The organism is Pseudomonas sp. CNPSo 3701 (genome assembly GCF_028674975.1).
Lineage (GTDB): Bacteria > Pseudomonadota > Gammaproteobacteria > Pseudomonadales > Pseudomonadaceae > Aquipseudomonas > Aquipseudomonas straminea.
On record NZ_JAQZSI010000003.1, the window covers coordinates 478,798 to 492,853 of the forward strand.

Sequence of the window (14,056 nt, forward strand, 5' to 3'; positions counted from 1 at the left end):
CGAGTTGCAAAATGGCGTTCAGCATAGCCGAACGCCGGCTTAAATAAATGCGGATTCTCGGAACGTTCATCGGATTGCATGCTGCCTGCACTCCAAGAACAAGCCGGGATCGACCATGAGTGACTCTGCCTTCGCCGCCTGGATCGGCCGCACCGAAGAAGCCCACGATCAATTGAGCCGCAACCTGGTAAAGCGCATCGCCGCGACCCTGGGCGAGGACACCCCCGCCCATGGCGAGGCGCTACCGCCGCTCTGGCATTGGGCATTCTTCCAGGATCCCATCGCCGAGAGCGGCCTGGGCGGCGACGGGCACCCGGCACGCGGCGGCTTCCTGCCACCGGCGGATAACCGCAATCGCATGTGGGCCGGAGGGCGCGTCGAGTTCATCGCGCCCCTGCGGGTCGGCGGCGAGGCCACCCGGGTCTCGACCATCAAGCACATCGAGGAAAAGCACGGGCGCACCGGCGCGCTGCTGTTCGTCACCGTGCAGCACGACTACCTGCAGGACGGCGAACTGGCGATCCGCGAGGAGCAGGACATCGTCTACCGCGAGCCGAGCCCACCCAAGGGCGGCGCCGGCGAAGCGCTGCCAGCCGGTGACTGGCGAGAAGGCGTGGTGCCGAGCCCGACGCTGCTGTTTCGCTACAGCGCGGTGACCTTCAACGGCCATCGCATCCATTACGACTGGCCCTATGTCACCGAAACCGAAGGTTACGCCGGCCTGGTGGTGCATGGTCCGCTGATCGCCACCCTCAACCTGCGCGCGTTCTGCCGCGCCCAGCCCCAGGCGCGGCTGCGCCGTTTCGCCTACCGCGGCCTGCGCCCGCTGGTTGCGCCCGAGCCCTTCGAGGTGGCCGGGCGAATCGATAGGCCCGGCAGGGCGCAGTTGTGGGCGGGTAATGCCGCTGGCATGGCCCAGCAGGCCGAAGTGCAATTCGAATGATTGAGCCGAGGGTGGATCACGCTTCACCGATCCACCGCTATCGGCCGCGAAAACAACAAGAATCGAGGAATCGAGATGACCCCGGAACAGAGCGAAGAGCTGAATTTCATCCGTGAAGGCGTACGTGGTCTGTGCGCCGAATTCCCGGCCGAATACTGGCGCAAGATCGACGAGGAGAAGGGCTTTCCCGAGGCCTTCGTCAGCGCCATGACCGAAGCAGGCTGGCTGTCGGCGATGATCCCGGAAGAATACGGCGGCTCCGGCCTGGGCCTGGCCGAGGCGTCGGTAATCCTCGAGGAAGTGAACCGCTGCGGCGGCAACTCCGGCACCATCCACGGGCAGATGTACAACATGTTCACCCTGCTGCGTAACGGCAGCGACGCGCAGAAAAGCTACTACCTGCCCAAGCTGGCCAGCGGCGAGCTTCGCCTGCAGTCCATGGGCGTGACCGAGCCCACTACCGGCACCGACACCACCAAGATCAAGACCACCGCCGTGCGCCAGGGCGACAAGTACGTGATCAACGGTCAGAAGGTGTGGATCTCGCGCATCCAGCACTCCGACCTGATGATTCTGCTGGCGCGCACCACGCCGCTGGCCGAGGTGAAGAAGAAATCCGAGGGCATGTCGATCTTCCTGGTCGACCTGCGCGAGGCCATCGGCAACGGCCTGACCGTGCAGCCGATCGCCAACATGGTCAACCACGAAACCAACGAGCTGTTCTTCGACAACCTGGAAATTCCCGCCAGCAGCCTGATCGGCGAAGAGGGCAAGGGCTTTCGCTACATCCTCGATGGCCTCAACGCCGAGCGTACGCTGATCGCTGCCGAATGCATCGGCGATGGTCGCTGGTTTATCGAGAAGGCCAGTGCCTATGCCCGTGATCGCGTGGTGTTCGGCCGCCCGATCGGCCAGAACCAGGGCGTGCAATTTCCCATCGCCAAGGCCCACATCGAAGTGGAGGCCGCCGACCTGATGCGCTGGCGCGCCTGCGAGCAGTACGACCGCGGCGAGAACGCCGGGGCCAGTGCCAACATGGCCAAGTACCTGGCGGCGGAAGCCTCCTGGGCGGCGGCCAACGCCTGCCTGCAGACCCACGGCGGCTTCGGTTTCGCCAACGAATACGACGTCGAGCGCAAGTTCCGCGAGACCCGCCTGTATCAGGTGGCGCCGATCTCCACCAACCTGATCATGTCCTACGTGGCCGAGCACCTGCTCGAACTGCCGCGTTCGTTTTGAGGAGTTGGCGATGAGCAAAAATACTCAACAACTGGCCGCATTCCTCGCCGAGCTTTCCTACGAGCAGATTCCCGCCCACGTATTGGATCGCGCCGAAGACCTGTTCCTCGACTGGCTCGGCTCGGCCCTGGCCAGTGAGGGCGCGCGGCCGATCCCGCTGTTCGAGGCCTACGCACAGAAAATGGGCCCGGCCGATGGCCCAGCGCGCATTCTGGTCAACGGGCGCGGCACCTCGGCGTACTTCGCCGCGCTGGTCAACGGCGCTTCGTCCCATCTGGTCGAGCAGGACGACCTGCACAACAGCTCGGTGCTGCACCCGGCCACCGTGGTGTTCCCGGCGGCCCTGGCGGCCGCGCAGGATCTCGGCAAGTCCGGCCGCGAGCTGTTGCTGGCCTCGGTGGCCGGCTACGAGGCGGGTATCCGCATCGGCGAGTTCCTTGGCCGCTCGCACTACCGCATCTTCCACACCACGGCGACGGTCGGCACCCTGGCCGCCGCCGTGGCCGTGGGCAAGTTGCTGAACTTCGACCAGAAGCAGTTCGTGCATCTGCTCGGCAATGCCGGCACCCAGGCCGCCGGGCTCTGGGAGTTCCTGCGTGACGCCGCCGACTCCAAGCAACTGCACACCGCCAAGGCTGCCGCCGATGGCCTGCTGGCCGCGTACTTCACCGAGCAAGGCCTGACTGGCGCGCAGAACATTCTCGAGGGCGAGCAGGGCATGGCGGCGGGCATGTCCAGTGATGCCGACCCGGGCAAACTGTCCGACCGCCTGGGCCGACGCTGGGCGCTGGTGGAAACCTCGTTTAAGTTTCACGCCTCCTGCCGTCATACCCACCCGGCCGCCGATGCGCTGCTTGACCTGATGTGGCGCGAGGGCCTGCGCCATGGCGATATCGCCAAGGTCATCACCCATGTGCACCAGGGCGCCATCGATGTGCTGGGTCGGGTGGTGGTGCCGCAGACCGTGCACCAGGCCAAGTTCTCCATGGGCACGGTGCTCGGTCTGATCGCCGTGCATGGCAAGGCGCAGCTCACCGAGTTCGCCAACCTGGCGCTGAGCGATGCGGACGTCGCCGCGTTTCGTGACAAGGTCAGCATGCGCCTCGATCCCGCGGTGGATGGCGCTTATCCCGCGCGCTGGTTGGGCCGGGTTGAGGTGGTCACCACCGGCGGCCGCACCCTGCATGGCGCTATCGACGAGCCCAAGGGCGATCCCGGCAACACCCTCAGCCGCCCGGAGCTGGAAGACAAGTTCCGCCGCCTGTTGGCCTTCGCCGGCAAACGCAGCAGCGATGAGGCGGGCGAGCTGATCGCCAGGGTCTGGCGCCTGCGAGAGACCGCTGACTTGAGCAACCTGGCCTGACCGAGGACATGGACATGAACAACGCACAACACCCCCGGCCACTGGACGGCATCACCGTGGTCAGCCTGGAACATGCCATCGCCGCGCCGTTCTGCACCCGTCAGCTCGCCGACATGGGCGCCCGGGTCATCAAGGTCGAGCGCCCTGGCAGCGGCGACTTCGCCCGCGGCTACGACGAGCGCGTCAACGGTCTGGCCTCCCACTTCGTATGGACCAACCGCTCCAAGGAAAGTCTGACCCTGGATCTCAAGCAGGACGATGCCGCCGAGGTGCTCGACAGCCTGCTGGCCAAGGCCGATGTGCTGGTGCAGAACCTCGCACCGGGAGCGGCGGCACGCATGGGGCTGTCGTTCGAGGCGCTGCATGAGCGCTTTCCGAAACTGATCGTCTGCGATATCTCGGGCTACGGCGAGGGCGGCAGCTACGAAAAGAAGAAAGCCTACGACCTGCTGATCCAGAGCGAGGGCGGCTTCCTGTCGGTGACCGGCGGCGCGGGTGACGATCAACTGGCCAAGGCCGGTTGCTCCATTGCCGATATCGCCGCCGGCATGTATGCCTACAGCAATATTCTTTCGGCCCTGCTGCTGCGCGGCAAGACCGGGGTGGGCAGCCGCATCGACGTGAGCATGCTCGAGAGCCTGGTCGAGTGGATGGGCTATCCCCTGTACTACGCCTACGACGGCGCCACGCCGCCGCCGCGTGCCGGTGCCGCCCACTCGACCATCTATCCCTACGGCCCGTTCCCTGCTGCTGACGGCGGCACAGTGATGCTTGGCCTGCAGAATGAGCGCGAATGGCAGGCGTTCTGCGAACGGGTATTGCTGCAGCCAGAGCTAGCCTCGGATGAGCGCTTCTCGGCCAACTTCAAACGCTCGGCCAACCGCGAGGTGCTGCGTGGCATCATCGTCGAGACCTTCGCGGCGCTGAGTGCCGAACAAGTGATCGAGCGGCTGGAACAGGCGCAGATCGCCAACGCCCACGTCAACGACATGGCCGGCGTCTGGGCCCATCCGCAGCTCAAGGCCCGCGACCGCTGGCGCCAGGTCGACAGCCCCGCCGGCAGCTTGCCCGCGCTGCTGCCGCCAGGCAGCAACAGCGCCTTCGCCCCGCGCATGGACCCGGTGCCGGCGCTCGGCGAGCACACCGAAGCGCTGCTGGCCGAGCTGGGTTACGGCGAGGCGCAGATAGCCGGGTTGAGGGTCAGTGGGGCGGTTTGAGGCGATGCATCAAAGGGCTTCAAGGGCATTCGGTGATCTTATGTGGGAGCGGGCCCGTTCCCACCAAAAGCCCGCGACATCCCAGAGTAGTCCCTTCCAATTAACGATTTTCACACGTCAGGAACCCGATGCCATGACGACCTCCATCATCCGAACCGCATTGTTCGTTCCAGCCTCAAGGCCTGAGCGCATTCCCAAGGCCCTCGCCACTGGCGCCGACGTGGTGATCGTCGATCTCGAGGACGCCGTGCAGGAAAGCCTCAAGGTCGAAGCCCGCGGCAACCTTGACCTCTTTCTGGCAGATAACCCGCAAGCGCGTCTGCTGGTGCGCATCAACTCACCCGAGCATGCAGGGCATGCCGCCGATATTGCCCTGTGCCAGCGCCATGGCGGGGTAATCGGCGTGCTGTTGCCCAAGGTGGAAAGCGCCGCTCAGGTGGCCCGCGTCGCTGAGGCCGGCAAGCCGGTGTGGCCGATCATCGAAAGCGCGCGTGGCCTGCACGAACTGCCGGCCATCGCCGCCGCGGCGGGCGTCGAACGCTTGTCCTTCGGCGCCCTGGACCTGGGCCTCGATCTGGGCCTTAACAGTGGCACGCCGGCCGCCGAGCGCCTGCTCGACCAGGCCCGCTACGCGATTCTGCTGCACAGCCGCCTGGCCAATTTGGCGGCGCCACTGGATAGCGTGTTTCCGGCGATTCAGGATCAGGCCGGCCTCGACCGTGCCAGCCGCGATGCCCGCGATATGGGTTTCGGTGGCCTGCTTTGCATTCATCCCAGCCAGGTTGCCGTGGTGCATCAGGCGTTCGCCCCCACGGCCGAGGAACTCGCCTGGGCGCGCCGGGTGCTGGCGGCAGGCGAGAGCGGTGACGGGGTGTTCGTGGTCGATGGCCAGATGGTCGATGCGCCGGTCGTTGGCCGCGCGCACCGTATCGTCGCCCGCGCCGGCGGCCTGACCTGACTTTTTTCGTGCGCGCCCGGCATTGCCTGGCGCGCGTTTATCCATCACTCATTTCACCCACGCAAGGCACCGTAAACCAGGAAAAAAGCACCACAGGCTCGACCACTACCCACTTACAAAAACAAGATGAGGTACACCATGCTCAAGCTTTCCCTCAAGGCGCTGGTCTGCGCCGTAGCCGTTTCCATCACTGGCGTTTCATACGCCGCCGACTCCGCGCCCATCAGCATCAAGTTCGCCCATGTGGTGGCCGACCACACGCCCAAGGGGCAGGGCGCGTTGATGTTCAAGAAGCTGGCCGAGGAGCGGCTGCCAGGAAGGGTCAAGGTGGATGTGTACCCCAACTCCTCGCTGTTCGGTGATGGCAAGGAAATGGAGGCGCTGCTGCTTGGCGAGGTGCAGATGCTGGCGCCATCGCTGGCCAAGTTCGAGCAGTACGCCAAGCCGATGCAGATCTTCGACCTGCCGTTTCTGTTCGACAACATGCAGGCGGTCGACCGCTTCCAGGCCAGCCCCGAGGGTCGTGGCCTGTTGACCTCCATGGAAGACAAGAACATCACCGGCCTGGCCTACTGGCATAACGGCTTGAAGGTGATGTCGGCCAACAAGCCGCTGCGCGAGCCGTCCGACGCCCGTGGCCTGAAGTTCCGCGTGCAGGCCTCTGCCGTACTCGAGGAGCAGTTCAGGGCAGTGCGCGCCAATCCGCGCAAGATGAGCTTCGCCGAGGTCTATCAGGGCCTGCAGACCGGCGTGGTCAACGGCACCGAGAACACCTGGTCGAACTACTACAGCCAGAAGGTCCACGAGGTGCAGAAGTACATGACCGAGTCCGACCACGGCCTGATCGACTACATGGTGATCACCAACACCAAGTTCTGGAATGGCCTGCCGGATGACGTGCGCAGCGAGCTGGAAAAGATCATGACTGAGGTTTCCGTTGAGGTGAACAAGCAGGCCGATGACCTCAACCGTACCGCCAAGCAGGACATCGCCAAGGCCGGCACCACCGAGATCATCGAGCTGACCCCCGAACAGCGTGAGCAATGGCGCGAAGCCATGCGCCCGGTGTGGAAGAAGTTCGAGGGCGAGATCGGCGCTGACCTGATCAAGGCGGCCGAGGCGTCCAACAAGGCGCAGTGATCGATTGCTGTTTTGTACTGCACCACGGGCCGCATCCATCAGGATGCGGCCCTGTTTTTTTCTGGGCTGTTCACCGTCTGCGAGCCGAGCGGGTGAGGCTCAGCCAGGTGCCGTGGGCTGCTTTAGCGAATGCCCATCAGGTGATCCAGGGACCAGCGGCCACCACCTCTGGCGATCAGCAGCAACAGCAACCCGGCCCAGGACAGGTGGGTCGACCAGGCGTCGGGGTAGACAAAAATCTCGATCACCAGCGTCATGCCCAGTAGCGCCGCTGCCGAAAGCCGGGTGCATAGGCCGAGAATCAGCAGAATGGAAAACAGATGCTCGGCATAGGTAGCCAAGTAGGCGGCGAGCGTTGGCGAGAGCAGCGGCAGGGCGTATTCGCTCTGGAACAGCTCGAAGGTGCTGGGCGTCAGGGTCAGCCAGCCTTCGACCTTGGTGCGCCCGGAAAGAAAGAAGATTGAGGCAATACCTAGGCGTGCGACGAAACACAGCAGGCTGTCCCCCAGCAAGCGTTGTAGGCCGTCGGCTAATTGGTTGCAGTGCCGCCGTAATGCGCAGAGTGTGTGCATGGTGATGTCCTTTCAAAGTGGCGCAAAGGCTGCGGCGCCGAGCAGGCGAGCGAGCAGGTCGGTGAAGTCCAGGTCGGCTTGCGCGGCCAGCGCCTGCGCCGATGCTTGGTCAAGGCTCAAGCCAGCGGCGCAGGCGTTGAGAAATACGCAGCCGCCTTGCTCGAGCGGCTGCCAGGACACGCCGCCGGCTGAGCGGTAGAGCAGAGCTCCCTCTGCCTGCCAGGGCAGGTGCTGCGGTATCGGCTGCGCCTCGCGGCTGCAGTGCCAAAGACTGTAGATCGGCTGCTCGGCGAACCACTGCCAACGCGTGCTGGCACGCGGCTGCAGGCATTGTTGGGCCAGTTCGGCGGCGCTCAGGTCATGCAGCGTGCTCAGCTCCAGGGCGGGCTCCTCGATTGCTGTGAAGGTGTCGATCCAGAGCAGGTCGAGGCGTGCCACGTCGGCCAGGTAAGGCAGCTCGCGGGCGGGTTCGAAGTGCTGCAGAAACTGCGGAAATTCCTTTCCGTAAAAAATCAGCCGAGCATCTTCGGGCGGTGTGTCATGTGCGTAAATGGCGGCGGCAGCGCTCAGCCAGTCACGCCCCACCAGGCGCTCGACGCTGGGCAGGTTGTCGCACAGGGCATCGCAGCAAGCCTTGATGACGGTGTTGCGATAAACGTTGAAACCAGGCTGTTCGCTGAGCGCGACGAGTGCCGGCACTGAACGCTGGTAGAGCGCGTCGATGAAGTCGTCCTGAAACTGCCCGAGACTGCGTTTCATGGCGCGGCTCCTGCCTGATCGAGAATGCTCTGGGCCTTGTTGCGCTCGGCCATCAGGGTTGTAAAGGCAGGAATCTGATCGTCCCGCTCGATCAGCGTTGGGCGTGGGCCGATGCGCTGGATCAGGTGGTGATACAGCGCCCAGACCTGATCATCGATGGGGCTGTCGTGGGAGTCGATCAGTAGCCTTGCGTCGGCATCGCGGCTGTGTCCGGCCAGGTGGATTTCCATGATGTCTGCAGCCGGAAAACGCTCTAGGTAGCGGGCTGCATCGAAATCCAGGTTGTGCGCACTGACATACACGTTGTTGATGTCGAGCAACAGGCCGCAGCCGCTGCGTTTTGCCAGTTCACTGAGAAAGTCGATTTCTTCCCAGTCATGGCCAGGCAGGTGCAGGTAGTGGCTGGGATTTTCGATCGCGATGCGTCGGCCCAGGGCGTCCTGGGTACGCTGAATATTGTCGGTGATGCGAATCATGGCCTCGCTGCTACGCGGGAAAGGCAGCAAGTCCGGGTGGTACTGGCCGCGCCAGGTAGACCAGGCCAAGTGCTCGGACACCAGCGCTGGCTGAACCTTATCGATCAGCGTGCGCAGGCGTTGCAGATGTTCAGCCCGTGGCGGCGCATCGGCAGCCAGCGACAGTGACACGCCGTGCAGGGACAGCGGGTGGCGCTGCGCCACCCGCTGCAGCCAGGCCAGGCGTGCACCGCCGAGCATGTAGTTCTCCGGGTGGACTTCGAACCAGAGTCCGGCGTCCTGGCAGTCGAGGCTTTCGGCGTAATGCTCTGCCTTGAGGCCCAGGCCTGCACCCAGAGAGCGTGATGCGTTCATGATCGGCGGCCGCTGTCGATCAGGCTTTGCCTGGGGTCAGCGAACCCATGCCGTGCGGTGTCTTGATCGTGGTGCAGGTACCGGCAGGGACGTTTTTCCACGCGGACATGTCGTAGTCCTTCTTGGAGCTGCCGGCGCACGAGGTGCCTGCGCCTGCCTTGCAGTCATTCTTTCCGGCCATGGCCACGCCATAGCACTTCTCCATCGCGCCGGCCTTGCTGGCGCCCATTTCGTCGGCCACGGCGGCGCCCGCGAGAGAAGCCAGAGCCAGTGCAGCGGTAGCGAGAGCGATTGTTTTCATGATGGTGTCTCCGAGTGGGTGAGGGCCTCAGCGTTCTACTGACGGCTTGATAGGTAGTTCGTCGCGTTTGCCCGGCTGGTTACAGCCCACCGAAAATTATTTTGAGCTTTGCCGGTTTTCTCTCTACCGTGCTTGCCTGTCTAAGCCGGCGAGCAGTTCAGACAGCGAAATAAAATCAGGCGGGGTGTAACCCGGGCGGCCCATGCAGCGAACTAATAACCAAGAGGCATTGCACGCGAGAGAGGCCCAGTTACAGGCGCTGCTACTCCGCGCGCAGGATGGTGACTCGGCGGCTTACAAGGAATTTCTGTCCGCACTCGGCATACACCTGCGCGGTTTTCTGCGCCGGCGCTTGCCGCAGCATGCAGATGAAATAGAGGACCTGTTGCAAGAGGTCCTGCTGGCCGTGCACAACGCGCGGCACACCTACCGCGTGGAGCAACCGCTGACGGTCTGGGTGCAAGCCATCGCCCGCTACAAGCTGGCCGACTATTTCCGTGGCTATGCCCGTCGAGGTGCCCTGCATCAGCCACTCGATGACGCGGACGAACTGTTCGAGGCCGAAGACCAGGAACCCGCTCAGGCGAGCCGTGACCTGTCCAGATTGCTGCAGCAACTGCCCGATCGGCAGCGGTTGCCCATTCTGCACGTCAAGCTGGAAGGTCTCTCTGTCGAAGAGACGGCCCAGCTCACCGGGCTCTCCAGTTCTGCCGTGAAAGTGGGAATTCACCGCGGGCTAAAGGCGTTGGCCAGCCTGATTAGAGGTAATAAAGAAAATGAAAACTGACGAACTGATTAGCTTTCTGGCGGCCGCAGAGCCGGCGCCGGATAGGCATTGGCAGCTCAAGCGCTTCGCGCTGGCATTGCTGGCTGGTGGCGCGGCAGCGTTGTTGATGGTCGTGGTGCTGTTCGGGGTTCGCGCTGATCTTGTCGAGGTCATGGGCACCTGGCTGTTCTGGGCCAAGGTGGCGCTGCCGGTCGGTTTGCTCGCTGCCGGCGTGCTGCTTGCCAACCGTCTGGGCAGGCCGGGCGTAGGCGCTGGTCTGGTGGGCCTGATGTTGCTAAGCGTGCCACTGCTGGGTGTCTGGCTGGGCAGCGCGCTTGTGCTGCTAGACGCGCCTGCGGATCTGCGTTTGGACATGGTGCTGGGGAAAACCTGGCGCAGTTGTCCGCTCAATATCGCCTTGCTGTCCGTGCCGGTCTTCATCGCAGTGGTCTGGGCGTTGCGTGATATGGCACCGACGCGTCTGCGCTTGGCGGGTGCTGCCGGTGGCTTGCTCGCGGGCGCCTTGGCGACGCTTGCCTACACCCTGCATTGCCCCGAAATGAGCGTTGCCTTCTGGGGCGTCTGGTATGTGTTGGGCATGCTGGTGCCGAGTGCTCTCGGTGCTGCGCTGGGGCCCGCCCTGCTGAAATGGTAGGGCTGCAGCTAATCAGGTGATCCAGCGCTCCTGCGGGGCTCTGCCAGCGGGCGATGTGCAGGCCCGGCATCCACTCTGATCAGCGATCAAGTATTTCAAGGTATTTCCAGCGTTAATACCGAGTATTACGAAATGTAATTGGGCCGATCGCTGCCTGGGCAGTAACCTGCATGGCATTCACTGCCTGGGCAGGTAATTGCCGATGCCACATTTCGACCGCGAGCGATTTTCGCTGCAGCACTCACCCGGCCACCTCATTGCGCTGACCAATCAGCTCAAGGATCGCCTGCTGGAGCGCCATCTGGTGGATCACGGCGTGACGGCCGCGCAGTTCAAGGTGGTGCTGTTGATCAGCCAGAGTCGCGCCAGTACGCCCGCCGATCTGGTGCGCCTGCTTAGCCTCGACAGCGGGGCGATGACCCGCATGCTCGACCGCCTGGAGCAGAAAGGTCTGCTCACCCGCGAGCGCAGCCATGAAGACCGCCGCCAAGTTCGCCTCACGTTGACTGAAGCCGGCGAAGCCCTGGGCGTGCGAGTACCGCAGATCGCCGCCGACGCCACCAACGAGCTGACCGGCTGCCTGACCCGCGCCGAACTCGACGAATTCCAACGCCTGATGAAAAAGATGCTGATGGCCGCCGACGCCTTGCCAGAGCTGCCAGGAGAATGATGAACACCATGCCGTTGCGTACGCCTCTATCCCTGCTTTTCAGCGCCCTGTTGCTGGCCGCCTGTGCCTCTCAGGATGGCTTGCACACCGAAGGCCACACCCTCGACGCCGCCAGCCTGCAAGGGCAGACATTCATCGGCAACCTGTCGACGGCGGCCTGGCCGGCCAGCGACTGGTGGAACCGCCTGGGCGATCCGCAGCTCAACGCGCTGATCGAAGAAGCCCTGCGTAGCAACCCAGACCTGCAGGTCGCCGATGCCCGTGCGCGCCAGGCCAATGCCGCGGTGTTAGCTGCCGACGCCCAGCGCCAACCAACCTTGGACGCCAATGCCGGCGTCACCCGTTCGCGCCTGGCGCGGGTCGACGATCCCACCGGGCAGGGTCGGCGCTATAGCACCTTGCGCAGCCTGTCGCTGGAAGGTGGCTACCACTTCGACCTGTGGGGTGGCGATCGCGCAGCCTGGGAAGCAGCCCTGGGCCGTTCCCGCGCCAGTGAAGTGGACCAGCAGGGCGCCCGCCTGACCCTGGCCGCCGAAGTGACCCGCGCCTACAACGACCTCGGGCTGGCCTACGCCACCCAGGATCTCGCCGAGCAAGATCTCAAGCGCAGCCGCGACATGCTCGACCTGGCGCGTAGCCGGGTGGATGCTGGGCTGGACAGCGAATATCAGCTGCAGCAGACCCAGAGCCTGGAAGCTGCCGCCGAAGCCAGCCTGACCGCCGCCAATCAAACCGTGGACAGTGCACGCATCCGCTTGGCGGTGATGCTTGGCCAGGGGCCGGATCGTGGGGACACGCTACCGCGTCCGCAGCTGATCGCCCCGGATGCCATGAGCCTGCCGGCCAACGTGCCCGCCGAACTGCTCGGCCGTCGCCCAGATCTGGTCGCCGCGCGCTGGCGCGTCGAAGCGGCCACCAAGGACATCGCCGCCAGCAAGGCCGACTTCTATCCCAACCTCAACCTGAGTGTGGCGGCCGGCAGCAAGTCACTGCTCGGTGATGCCGTTTTCGGTGGCGCTAGCCGTTTTTTCAATATTGGTCCGGCGCTTAGCCTGCCAATCTTCGACGGTGGCGCGCGCCGTGCCGCGCTGGCCGGGCATAACGCCGACTACGACGTGGCCGTGGCCCAGTACAACCAGACCCTGGTCGGTGCGCTGGGCGATATCGCTGACGGCATCAACCGCATCCGCTCCCTGGAGCAGCAGATCGCCCAGCAGCAACGGGCCCGTGACATCGCCCGCAGCTCTTACGACATCGCCATGCAGCGCTACGCCGATGGCATCGGCAATTACCTCGACGCGCTGAGCGTCGAGCAACAGCTGCTGCAGAACGAACGACAACTGGCCAGCCTGCGTGCCGAGCGTATCGACGCCTCGGTGCTGTTGATGCAGGCCCTGGGCGGCGGCTTCGAAGCGCCTGCTCAATCATCCACTTCCGCACGCTGAGTACTCGCCATGACCGACTCTCAAGCCACCTCCGCCAACCCGAATTCGGGCAAGCGCAAACGTCTGTTGCTGGGCCTGGGCCTTATCGTTGTTCTGGTCAGCGCGGCCATCTTCGCCTACCACGAGCTGTACGGGCGCTTCTATGAAGAAACCGACGACGCCTACGTCGGTGGCAACCTGGTGCAGATCACCCCGCAGATCACCGGCACTGTCACCCGTATCGCCGTGGATGACGGCGACTATGTCGAAGCCGGCCAGCCCCTGGTCTGGCTCGACCCGGCCGATACTGAAGTGGCCCAGCAGAGCGCCGAGGCCAACCTGGCGCGTACCGTGCGCCAGGTGCGCGGGTTGTACAGCAACGTCGACAGCTACAAGGCCCAGGTGGCCTCTCGCAAGATCGACGTGCAGCGTGCCAAGGCCGACTACCAGCGCCGCGTGACGCTGGCTGGCAAGGGCGCGATCTCCCGTGAAGAGCTGGCCCATGCCCAGGACACCCTGAACAGCGCGCAGAGCGCCCTGACCTCGGCCCAGCAGCAACTGGATACCAACCAGGCGCTGGTCGACGACACCGTAATCGCCTCGCATCCGGACGTGAAGAGCGTCGCCGCGCAGTTGCGCCAGGCCTTCCTCAACAACGCCCGCAGCACCCTGGTGGCGCCAGTCAGCGGCTATGTGGCACAGCGTTCGGTGCAGGTCGGTAGTCGCATCCAGCCTGGCGCTGCGCTGATGGCCGTGGTGCCGTTGCATGAGGTGTGGATCGACGCCAACTTCAAGGAAACCCAGCTGCGCGAGATGCGCATCGGCCAGCCGGTCACCGTCGAAGCCGACCTGTATGGCGATGACGTGACCTACCAGGGCCACGTGGAAAGCCTCGGTGTTGGCACCGGCAGCGCCTTCTCGCTGCTGCCGGCACAGAACGCCAGCGGCAACTGGATCAAGATTGTCCAACGACTGCCGGTGCGTATCCGCCTGGACGACGAGGCGCTGGAGAAGCACCCGCTACGCATCGGCCTGTCCACAACCGTGACCGTCGACCTGCATGACCAGGCCGGTGCCCAGCTGACCACCCAGACGCCCAAGCAGGCACGTTTCAGCACCGCCGTTTACGACGCCCCGATGAGCCAGGCCGACGCGCTGATCGAGCGCATCATCCACGACAACGGTCCGCAGAGCGCCACCCCGGCGAAGCAGGGCTGAC

15 protein-coding genes are annotated in these 14,056 nt (G+C 64.4%); 11 read left to right on the forward strand and 4 right to left on the reverse strand.

The genetic code is table 11. The features are described from left to right. The first annotated feature begins 115 nt into the window (after positions 1 to 115). The 6 genes from PVA39_RS11475 to PVA39_RS11500 all read left to right on the forward strand — a co-directional run bounded on the left by PVA39_RS11475 (position 116) and on the right by PVA39_RS11500 (position 6,860). A complete protein-coding gene (locus PVA39_RS11475) occupies positions 116 to 943 on the forward strand; it encodes an FAS1-like dehydratase domain-containing protein (RefSeq protein WP_274124148.1) in 828 nt (275 codons plus the stop codon). Positions 944 to 1,018: 75 nt separating this feature from the next. Continuing rightward, positions 1,019 to 2,182 carry an acyl-CoA dehydrogenase family protein gene (locus PVA39_RS11480; RefSeq protein WP_274124149.1) on the forward strand — a complete coding sequence of 388 codons (1,164 nt, stop codon included), beginning with the start codon at positions 1,019 to 1,021 and terminating at the stop codon, positions 2,180 to 2,182. A 10-nt stretch (positions 2,183 to 2,192) separates the two neighbouring features. Continuing rightward, a complete protein-coding gene (locus tag PVA39_RS11485; RefSeq protein WP_274124150.1) occupies positions 2,193 to 3,545 on the forward strand; it encodes an MmgE/PrpD family protein in 1,353 nt (450 codons plus the stop codon). Between the two features lie 14 nt (positions 3,546 to 3,559). Next, complete coding sequence (locus PVA39_RS11490) at positions 3,560 to 4,762, forward strand: CaiB/BaiF CoA transferase family protein (protein WP_274124151.1); 1,203 nt, start codon at positions 3,560 to 3,562, stop codon at positions 4,760 to 4,762. A gap of 133 nt (positions 4,763 to 4,895) precedes the next feature. Further along, positions 4,896 to 5,720 carry an HpcH/HpaI aldolase/citrate lyase family protein gene (locus PVA39_RS11495; protein ID WP_274124152.1) on the forward strand — a complete coding sequence of 275 codons (825 nt, stop codon included), beginning with the start codon at positions 4,896 to 4,898 and terminating at the stop codon, positions 5,718 to 5,720. A gap of 138 nt (positions 5,721 to 5,858) precedes the next feature. Next, positions 5,859 to 6,860, forward strand: coding sequence for a TRAP transporter substrate-binding protein (locus PVA39_RS11500; RefSeq protein ID WP_274124153.1), 1,002 nt, complete (start codon positions 5,859 to 5,861; stop codon positions 6,858 to 6,860). A gap of 122 nt (positions 6,861 to 6,982) precedes the next feature. Here the strand turns inward: PVA39_RS11500 and PVA39_RS11505 are convergent, their stop codons facing one another. From PVA39_RS11505 to PVA39_RS11520, 4 genes are read right to left on the reverse strand one after another with little or no spacing between them, the layout of a single operon-like run. Continuing rightward, the gene (locus tag PVA39_RS11505) at positions 6,983 to 7,432 is read right to left on the reverse strand and encodes a DoxX family protein (protein ID WP_274124154.1); all 450 of its coding nucleotides are present in this window, start codon (positions 7,430 to 7,432) and stop codon (positions 6,983 to 6,985) included. 12 nt (positions 7,433 to 7,444) lie between these two features. Continuing rightward, positions 7,445 to 8,191: an HvfC/BufC N-terminal domain-containing protein gene (locus tag PVA39_RS11510; protein ID WP_274124155.1), complete on the reverse strand. Its 747-nt coding sequence runs from the start codon at positions 8,189 to 8,191 to the stop codon at positions 7,445 to 7,447. Then, a complete protein-coding gene (gene bufB, locus PVA39_RS11515; RefSeq protein WP_274124156.1) occupies positions 8,188 to 9,021 on the reverse strand; it encodes an MNIO family bufferin maturase in 834 nt (277 codons plus the stop codon). Before bufB ends, PVA39_RS11510 begins: the two co-directional genes overlap by 4 nt. A gap of 19 nt (positions 9,022 to 9,040) precedes the next feature. Next, a complete protein-coding gene (locus tag PVA39_RS11520; RefSeq protein ID WP_274124157.1) occupies positions 9,041 to 9,322 on the reverse strand; it encodes a BufA1 family periplasmic bufferin-type metallophore in 282 nt (93 codons plus the stop codon). A gap of 202 nt (positions 9,323 to 9,524) precedes the next feature. Here PVA39_RS11520 and PVA39_RS11525 point away from each other — a divergent pair, with 202 nt between their 5' ends. The 5 genes from PVA39_RS11525 (at position 9,525) to PVA39_RS11545 (ending at position 14,055) form a co-directional block, all read left to right on the forward strand. Then, positions 9,525 to 10,109, forward strand: a complete 585-nt coding sequence (locus PVA39_RS11525; protein ID WP_274124158.1) for a sigma-70 family RNA polymerase sigma factor — start codon at positions 9,525 to 9,527, stop codon at positions 10,107 to 10,109. After that, positions 10,099 to 10,743: a DUF1109 domain-containing protein gene (locus PVA39_RS11530; RefSeq protein ID WP_274124159.1), complete on the forward strand. Its 645-nt coding sequence runs from the start codon at positions 10,099 to 10,101 to the stop codon at positions 10,741 to 10,743. The genes PVA39_RS11525 and PVA39_RS11530 overlap by 11 nt, the downstream gene beginning before the upstream one ends. A gap of 202 nt (positions 10,744 to 10,945) precedes the next feature. Then, positions 10,946 to 11,413, forward strand: coding sequence for a MarR family winged helix-turn-helix transcriptional regulator (locus tag PVA39_RS11535; protein WP_274124160.1), 468 nt, complete (start codon positions 10,946 to 10,948; stop codon positions 11,411 to 11,413). Then, positions 11,413 to 12,858: an efflux transporter outer membrane subunit gene (locus tag PVA39_RS11540; RefSeq protein WP_274124161.1), complete on the forward strand. Its 1,446-nt coding sequence runs from the start codon at positions 11,413 to 11,415 to the stop codon at positions 12,856 to 12,858. The genes PVA39_RS11535 and PVA39_RS11540 overlap by 1 nt, the downstream gene beginning before the upstream one ends. 9 nt (positions 12,859 to 12,867) lie before the next feature. After that, on the forward strand, positions 12,868 to 14,055 hold the full coding sequence (locus tag PVA39_RS11545) for an efflux RND transporter periplasmic adaptor subunit (protein WP_274124162.1): 1,188 nt from the start codon (positions 12,868 to 12,870) through the stop codon (positions 14,053 to 14,055). Position 14,056 lies beyond the last annotated feature (1 nt).